This is a genomic window from Frankia sp. R82, from assembly GCF_023716925.1.
GTDB lineage: Bacteria > Actinomycetota > Actinomycetes > Frankiales > Frankiaceae > Frankia.
This window is the reverse complement of sequence record NZ_JAMQQG010000305.1, coordinates 1-8541: the sequence shown is the minus strand read 5'-3', so window position 1 is coordinate 8541 and position 8541 is coordinate 1. Positions and strand designations below refer to the sequence as shown.

At 71.8% G+C, this 8541-nt stretch carries 6 protein-coding genes; 3 read left to right on the top strand and 3 right to left on the bottom strand.

Features of this window, described 5'->3' with window-relative positions; translation table 11 throughout:
- Positions 1-180: 180 nt before the first annotated feature.
- Positions 181-1455, bottom strand: coding sequence for a cytochrome P450 (locus tag ND747_RS24635; protein WP_251736570.1), 1275 nt, complete (start codon positions 1453-1455; stop codon positions 181-183).
- Between the two features lie 390 nt (positions 1456-1845).
- On the opposite strand from ND747_RS24635, the gene ND747_RS24630 reads away from it, so the two are divergent.
- Both ND747_RS24630 and ND747_RS24625 read left to right on the top strand, forming a co-directional pair.
- A complete protein-coding gene (locus tag ND747_RS24630) occupies positions 1846-3231 on the top strand; it encodes a cytochrome P450 (protein ID WP_251736569.1) in 1386 nt (461 codons plus the stop codon).
- A gap of 229 nt (positions 3232-3460) precedes the next feature.
- Entirely contained in the window at positions 3461-6187 is a 2727-nt protein-coding gene (locus ND747_RS24625; RefSeq protein WP_251736568.1) for a protein kinase, read from the top strand.
- Positions 6188-6342: 155 nt separating this feature from the next.
- On the opposite strand, the gene ND747_RS24620 is transcribed toward ND747_RS24625, so the two are convergent.
- Positions 6343-6879 carry a hypothetical protein gene (locus ND747_RS24620; protein WP_251736567.1) on the bottom strand — a complete coding sequence of 179 codons (537 nt, stop codon included), beginning with the start codon at positions 6877-6879 and terminating at the stop codon, positions 6343-6345.
- A gap of 180 nt (positions 6880-7059) precedes the next feature.
- On the opposite strand from ND747_RS24620, the gene ND747_RS24615 reads away from it, so the two are divergent.
- Positions 7060-7602 (top strand): flavoprotein, encoded by a 543-nt coding sequence (locus ND747_RS24615; protein WP_251736566.1) that lies wholly within the window; start codon positions 7060-7062, stop codon positions 7600-7602.
- A gap of 178 nt (positions 7603-7780) precedes the next feature.
- On the opposite strand, the gene ND747_RS24610 is transcribed toward ND747_RS24615, so the two are convergent.
- Entirely contained in the window at positions 7781-7972 is a 192-nt protein-coding gene (locus ND747_RS24610) for a hypothetical protein (RefSeq protein WP_251736565.1), read from the bottom strand.
- Positions 7973-8541: the final 569 nt, after the last annotated feature.

The following is an 8541-nucleotide window of genomic DNA, read 5'->3' as shown; positions in this document are numbered from 1 at the left end:
TGACCTCGGCATCGGCAGCGGAGGACTCCCCGCATCCGGTGGATGGCGTTCTGGTGTCCCGGTGTCCCGGTGTCCCGGTGGGCCGGTGTCCCGGTGGGCCGGCGTTCCGGCGGGCAGGTGAGCGGGCTGATCGTTCGGTGTGGTCGGTCGGGTCGGTCTGAGGTTCGGGCCGGATCCGGCTCAGGCGGTGGGGGTGGCGGTGGGGGTGGCGGTCAGCTCTACGGGGAGGGACTGCAGGCCACGGTGGATGATCGAGGGCTGGTAGGTGAGGTCGGTGGGTGCGACGGCCAAGCGCAGGCCAGGGGCGCGTTCCACCAGGGTGCGGATCGCGGTGGATGCTTCCAGGCGGGCCAGCGGGGCGCCGAGGCAGTAGTGCAGGCCGAGGCTGAAGCCCAGGTGGCGGGGGGAGCGGCCGGCGCGGGCGTAGCGGGCGACGTCGAGGGTGTCGGCGTCGGGGAAGACGTCGGGGTCACGGTCGGCCGAGCCCATCAGGACGATCGCGCCGTCGCCGCGGTGGTAGTCGTGACCGTCGATGGTGGAGTCGGCCAGGGCCACCCGCATGGTGAACTGGGTGGGCGTGTCGTAGCGCAGGATCTCCTCGGCCGCCGGGCCGGCGAGGTCGGGCCGTCCCCGTAGCAGGGCGAGCTGGTCGGGGTGCGCCAGCAGGGCGAGGATGCCGTTGCCGACCAGGTTGATGCTGGTTTCCATACCGGCGACGAGCAGCAGCACGCAGATGCCGATGACCTCTGCCGGTGTGAGCACCTCGCCGGATTCCTCGACGGCCACCAGACGGCTGAGCAGGTCGTCCTCGGGATGGGCGCGGCGCTTCGCGGCCAGCTCGGCCAGGTAGGCGACGACGCTGGCACCGGCGGTGTCCCGCGCGGTGATCTCCTCGGGGGACAGCAGCGGCTCCGGGTCGGTGCCGCGGGCGATCGCGAGCTCCCACGACCGCAGCTGCTCGGCGTCCTCCTCCGGGACGCCGAGCAGCCGGCGCCCGACCATGGCCAGGGCCAGCGGCGCGGACAGGTCACGCACCACGTCGAGCCCGCCGGCGGCGACGGCGCGGTCCACCAGATCGTCCACCAGGAGGGTGATCCGCGGCGCGAGATCGGCGACCATCCGTGCACTGAACGCCTTGTTCACCAAGGCCCGCAGCCGGCGATGGTCCGGCGGGTCCATCCGGATGAACGAGCCGGGCAGGCTCGCCTCCTGATCCCAGAACGGGCTCAGCCGGTCGACGTTGCCATGCCCCCAGGACTGGCTGCCGAGGACCGCCGTGCAGTCGGCGAAGCGCGACAGCACGTTAACCTCGGTGCCACCCAACCGGACGGTAGTGGGGCCGGGAGTCTCCCGCATCCGCCGATAGCCCGGGTAGGGATCAAGGTGGTGGACCGCGTCGAACAACTCGCGCGCGTCGGGTACCGCGCCGTTGGGAATGATCTCCGTTGCGGTCATGAATCCGGCTCCTTGGGGAGAGGAACGGCCGTTGCGCGGGCGCCATCGTCCGATTATTTGTCCGCGCTGGTCAAGGGGTGGCTGGTGAATTCGAGGGATCCCGAATCGTGCGATGCGAAACAAATATTGATCTTCCGTCCGGTGATGCGTGTACCGCGTTACCGGCGTCTGTCGCAGCGGTATTGTCCCGGCAAATTCACGATGATGTCGCCGCCGAATCGTCCTGTCTCCGGCTGTGTCCGGGATAGGGTGCCGAGCTGGGTGGTCGCAGGAAACAGGACATTCGTGGTCGAGGGATGCCGTCGCCAACCCGGGTTGCCAGCAGGATGCCGCGGGGCACGACGCCACCGGGCAGTTCGGGTCACAGAGCAGGATGTCGGAGGGCACACGATGACCACCGAGACCGTCAACGTGCTGGGTGTTTTCGACCCGCGGCACCGGGCCGACCCCTATCCGAACCTGCGCGCACTGCGTGCCGCCGGTCGCACGCACTGGCTGTCCGAGCAGTCCCCACGCATCGTCGTGCTCACCCGCTATGACGACTGCCTGCAGCTGTTGACCGACCAGGCGTTCGGCCATCTGTCCATGGCGGAAAGCGCCTTCCGCCCCGTGACGGACGTCGACGAGGGCCTGCGCTCGATGCTGCGCGCGAACCCGCCGGCCCACACCCGGCTGCGCCGCCTGGTAAGCCGCGCGTTCACCCCCGGGCGCATCGCCCGGTTCGCCGACAGCGCCCGCACGCTCGCCACCCAACTCCTCGACGACGCGATCGGGCGGCCCGACGACGTGATCGGGCGGCCCGACGACGTGATCGCGCGGCCCGGTGGCGAGGTCGACCTTGTCGCCGCCTTCGCCCGTCCACTGCCGTTGCACATCATCTGCACATTGCTCGGGGTGCCGGCGCAGGACGAAAAGATCTTCGGTGACTGGGCCTCCGCGCTCACCCGTGGCCTCGACCCCGACCAGATGTTGTCCCCCGCCGAGCGCACCGCCCGCGCCGACGGCACCCGTGGCTTCGCCGAGTACTTCACCGCGCTCATCGACCGCCGCCGCACTGATCCCGCGGATGACCTGCTCAGCGCCCTGGTCACGGTCTCCGACGCGGGCGCGGCCGGACGGCCGGGAGACCGGGCGTCCTCGGGTGTCGGATCATCGGGCGACGCGGCGACGCGGGGGGAGGGGATGTCGTCGGACGAACTGGTCGACCTGTGTGTGCTGCTGCTCGTCGCCGGCTATGAGACGACGGTCAACCTCGTCTCCGGTGCCGTGCTGGCGCTCGCCCGCGATCCCGAGCAGTACGCGCTGCTGCGCTCCCGCCGCGACCTCGTGCCCGCCGCGCTCGAGGAGACCCTGCGTTATGACCCGCCGATCCAGTGGCTGGCCCGCTCCGTCCTCGCCGACGTCGAGATCGCCGGCCACACCCTGCGCCGCGGTGACGGCGCCCTCGGCCTGCTCGCCGCCGCCCAACGCGACCCCGCGGTCTTCCCCGACCCCGACCGCTTCGATCTCACCCGCTACGCCGGCCCTGATTCGTCTGGTCCTGGTTCGTCCGGCCCTGGTTCGTCCGGTCCCGGCCAGCCGGCCCGCCATCTTGGTTTCGGCCAGGGAATCCACTACTGCCTGGGTGCTCCGCTCGCCCGCCTGGAAGCCGACATCATGCTGAACGCCCTGCTCGACCGCGTCGCCCGGGTCGAGCTCACCGCCGCCCCCACCTACCGTCCCCACCTGGCCGTCCGCGGCGCCAACACCCTCCCCGTCCGCCTGATCCCAGCGTGATCCAGGCGTGACCGCAGCCTGATCTCGGCGGCTCTCCTTCGGCCAGACGGACACGAACATCTCCTTTTCGCACTTTTGATCTTCGGTTCTCGTGGTGCGGCCGCACCGCTATAGTCAGCCTGCATGCATGGGATGACGCGAGGGGCGTGATCCGGCTGGAGCTGTTTCGTGGGCGACAGGCCGACCCCGGAGGACCAGTGCTGCGAAAGCATTCGCTGGTGAGTCGCGCATGATGCTGCAGGAGTACGTCCAGGCGGCACTGCCGGACTATGACGTCGGCCGGGAGTTGGGGCGGGGCGGGTTCGGGCGGGTGTTCGCCGCGCGACATCGCCGGCTGGACCGGGCGGTGGCCGTCAAGGTGCTGCCACTGGCGGCGGACGATGCGGACGGCGAGCCGGCCGACACGGGCACCGTCAGCGTCCTGTTCGGCGAGCACCGATCTGTGGCGGCGGGCAGCGCGGGGCGCGTTGCCTCGAGGTTCGGTGCCGCGGAACCCGGCCCCGCCGGGTCCGGCGCCGCCAGGTTCGGCACGGCGGGTTTCAGCACGGCGGGTTTCAGCACGGCAGAGTTCGGCGCGGCGGCGGCGGGGCTGGGGGCGGCGGGGCTCGTGGCGGGAGGGCTTGCCGCCGGCAAGGTCGATGCGGAGGCGCACATTGTCGCGAGCCTCGACCATCCGCACATTGTTCGGGTCTTCGACTATGTGCGGACGCCGGAGACGGCGCTCATCGTCATGGAACTGCTGCCCGGCGGCACACTCGCCGAACGGGCGCGGGATGGACTGACCGCGCCGGGCGCCTGCGCGGTCGCCGCGGCGATCGCCGTCGCGCTCGACCGGGTGCACCGCGAGGGGCTGCTGCACTGCGACATCAAGCCGTCGAACATCCTGTTCACCGCGGACGGCGCGCCCCGGCTGACCGACTTCGGCATCGCCCGGCTGCTGGAGACGACCGTCGGCATCACGCAGACGAGCGTGGTCGGCTCGACCCCGTATCTCGCGCCCGAACAGTTCGAGCTGGCCGCACCGGGCACCGGCGTCGACGTGTACTCCCTCGGTGCCGTGCTCTACGAACTGCTCGCGGGGACGCCGCCGTTCGGTGCCGATCCCCGACCACACGTGATGGCCGAACGCCATCGCAGCGCTGCGCCACCCGCGCTGCCGGCCCACTTCGGCGGCCTGGACGCCGTCACCCGCCGGGCGCTGGCGAAGGACCCGGCCGACCGTCAGCCCGGTGCCCTCGTGTTCGCCATCGAGCTGTGCGCCGCCGCCGAGCGGACGTTCGGTCCCGACTGGCTGGCGCACACCGGCATCCGATTCCGCGGCGAGGACGACCTGCGCCGCCCCGACCCGTCCCCCTGGACGTCGCAGCTCCCCCCACCGGGGCCACCAGGCCGATCGGCGATGTCCTCAGGCGCACCGGCGACGCCGTCGAGCCGATCGGCGCGACCAGCACGCCGCCCAGCCGGGTTGCAGGGCAGGTCGGCAGGGATGCCGACGCCGGGGATGCCGACGCCGGGGTGGCTGGGACAGGCCCGGCGGGGTGGGCTGGCGGTGGGGCCCGGTCGTTGGTGGACGGCGCCGGTCGGCGTGTCGGTGGCGACGACCGTGGTGGTCGTCGCCACCGTCCTGGCACTGCTTGCGACGGGCGTCCTGAGCATCGGCCGGCCGGGCACCACGGCCGTGGCCGAGTCCGGGTCCGGTGCCGCTCCGCCGATCGTCTACCCGGTGAGCGCGCCATTGCCGCTGCGCGGGCTGATCAGCCTCGCCGCGGATCCGGCCGGCGGGATCCTGCTGACCGACTCGAGCCAGCACACCCTCACCCGGTTCGCCGACGGGAAGGTGACCTCGATCATCGGGCGTCCCGCGAGCGTCGCCACCGCCTCGACCGGTCCCGGTACCGGCGGGACGAGCACTCCCACCGGGACGAGCGCATCCGGTGGGCTGGAACGGCCGGAGCGGATCGGACTGCCGGGCGTCGCGCGGGACGAACCGGCGGCCGACGCGGGGCTGCACCGCCCGGCAGGACTGGGCGCCGGTGGGGGATCGGTGTTCGTCGCGGACGAGTGGAACTGCGTGGTGCGCCGGCTCTACCAGCCGCTCGGTCAACCGTGGCGGGCCGAGACCGTCGCCGGACGTCCAGCCGCCGAACCCACCGGCACCGGGATCGGAGCCGGCACCGGCGCCGACGGGGGCGATCCGAACACCGGACGGCCACCGGAGCAGATCTGCCCGGCCGGTGGGGCATCGTCGGCGCCGCGGGCGCTCGGCGCGAGGGTCGGGACGCCGACCTCGGTCGCGGTGGGTGGGGACGGCGCGGTGTACTTCACCACCGGCTACGCCGGGCAGGTGTGGCGGCTCGACCCGGCCGGCGCGTCCGGCGACTACCGGTCTACTCCGGCAACCCTGGTCGCCGGCCGCGGCAGCGGCAGCGGCAGCGAGGATCGACGCGGTGCCGAAGAACGCCGCTATGACGGTACCGAGTCCGCGACCGCGGTCGGGCTGGACAACGCCTACGCGGTGGCCGTGGACGGTGCCGGGCGGGTGTTCGTCCTGTCCTACGCCGGCGGCTACGCCCGCATCCACCTGATCGAGAACGGGATGATCACCACGGTGGTGCAGCGTCGCCTCGACGAGTCCGCCCTCACCACGCTCGCCCCGGCCCCCGGTGGACGCGGCGTGCTGTTCACCGACGCGGACACGCGCACCATCTCACTGCTGGACCCGCCGGCAGCGGCCGCATCCTCGGGAGCGGGGGCGACTGCGGGGTCCGGCGCGACGCGGACGGTGGTTCGCGGGACGTGCGTGGGGGCGACCGAGCGGCTGTTCGGCGTCGCCGCCGACCGGGCAGGCGACCTGTACTACTCCTGCAACGACGCCACCCAGGCGGCGGTCTACCGGCTCACCGCCGGTGACCTCGCCGCCGGCGTCGCCGGACCCGGCCGCCGCGTCCTGTACTGATCGACGTCGAACCGTGTTCTTCTCCCGGCGACAGCAGGTCCACCCCGTCTGGATCCACCTCCGACCACGGGCCCGTACTGCCATTCGGCACCGGCGGTGAGGGCACGTCCGGCCGGCCCGTCGCTCTGCCGCAGGGTGACCGGGGGTGACCAGGCTCAGCTGGGGCAGTCCAGGCCGAGCTCGGCCAGGATCGCGGCGGAGGGGCCGCCGGTGCATCCGACCTCGGCGGAGCCGAAGTCGACGACCTTCCAGGCGCCGCCGGTGCGGTGCAGCAGCGCCCTGACGCCTCCGGCGGTGGGCGAAACGACGCCGGCGGCGGCCCAGGTGGGATCGGTCGAGGAAATGACGACGCTTTCGACGACGCCATCAGGGGCAAGCCCCGGTTCACGTTTCACGGCAGCGGCGACTGCGGCGATGTTCGTCGAGGCCGTGTCGGCGGTGGTCGTTGGGTGCGCGGTGGCGATGGCCTTGGGGGACCTCGTCACCGGGGGCGCCGTGGACGGTGTGGCGATGGCCGTCGGGGAGACGGCGGCGCCGGGTGTCGGGGAGACGAGGACGTCGATGCTGGTGCGCGTGGCGGTGGCTGCGCCGCTCTGGCCGCTCTGGCCACCCTGGCAGCTGCCCAGGGCCATGGTCAGGCCGAAGGCCGCGGCGACCACCGGCGCCGTTCGTGTCCTGCCGATGATGCGCATGCGAGCCACGTCAACCCCCGGAATAGTGCAGTCGGCGGAGGTTAGCACCGATGTCCGGCCATGGCGGCACGAGTCGGATACCAGTCACCCGGTCGATGTTTCTGGCCACCGGGTCGGCCTGGGCGGTCCCGATGGGCGCGGTCCGCTGACGGCGACGCCGGAAAACGCAAGGATGGCCGGGTGGTTGCCGACGCGCGGGTGCTGTACGTGGTGGCGTGCGGGGGGTATCCCGCGGCCGAGTTGCCGGCGTTCGTCGAGGCCACACAGGTGGCCGGGTGGGATGTGTGCGTGGTGGCGACACCGGCGGCGTTGGGCTTCCTCGACGTCGAGCGGCTGGCCGAGCTGACCGGCCATCCCGTCCGGTCGCACTACAAACGCCCGGGCGAGCCGGATGTGCTGCCGCCGGCCGACGCGTTCGTCGTCGCACCGGCCACGTTCAACACCATCAACAAGATCGCCGCCGGTATCTCGGACACCCTCGCGCTCGGCCTGCTCAACGAGGCCATCGGCGGCGGCCGGCCCATGGTCATGGCGCCGTACCCGAACAGCGCGCTGGCCGGTCATCCCGCCTTTGCGGCAAGCCTCGAGTCGCTGCGCGGCTGGGGGGTGCGGCTGGTGTTCGGGCGGCCCGGCGACCCGCGTGGGGGAGTGGACCAGCCGGGCCGCGAGAGCACCGTGTTCCCCTGGGCGGAGCTGATCGCCGCTGTGAGCGAACTCGGCTGACGCGGATGGGGCTGCCGTCCCGGGGTGGCCGCAGACCGGTCCGCGACGCTCACCCCCGCGAACGTGAGAGTGATGCGGCGTGATCGAGCCTGCGGGGCGATGGGGATCCGCAGGGCGAACACGCCGTCCAAAGGTCAGATCTGTCCGGATGAGGCGCCGACCACCTGGTTCGGGCGGTTCAGAGCTCGGTCGTTCCCACGGCGCGCAGGCCGGCAAGGTCGACGTTGTTCTGCAGATCGGTGACGGACGCGAAAAAGCCGATCTCGGTGCCGTCGGCGGCCGTGACCCGGAGCAGATAGTCGGCGTACTCCTCCGCGGCACGGGGGTTGAGCAGTTCGATCCGGCTTCCCGTTTCAGTGATCCATCGCATGGAACCAGTGTGTGGGCTTCTTGAGAGTGAGTCGAGTGCCGTAACGACCTTGCCCCGGGGGTCGGAGTACCCATCCGGGTCCCGATGGCAAGGGCAGAAGCGAGACAACTATCGGTCTGTTTCACGGCTCGCCGGTTTGCCCGGTGTGATCCGATCGTCCAGGACCGCCCCTGGCGGCGCCGGGGCGACGCGGGGGGTGGGAGGAGGCGCCGCCACACCCGGATGAGGGCGCCTACCGCCGTCTCGACGAGCCAACCGACGCCCTCGCGCGGTCCGGCAGGCCCTGGCCTCGTTCCTCCGGTGTACACGCCGTCGCGGCGGGCTTTGCCGTCCGGGCTGGTCGGCAGTCGGAGGCCAACCGGATGACCGCAGCCCGTGGTGCGTTCGGAGGAGGCGAATCGGTTCTGTTAAGACGACGCAATCTTTGTGCGTCCCGGCGCTGACCGGCCCATCTCGTATGGTGCGATTCTCAGTGGGCCGGACGGCGCTCACTGAAGCTGCCCCGGTTTCGTTCACAGGTAGGGCTTTGAACGGTTAGGCGGCTTTATCGTACTCCTGGAAGCGGGTTT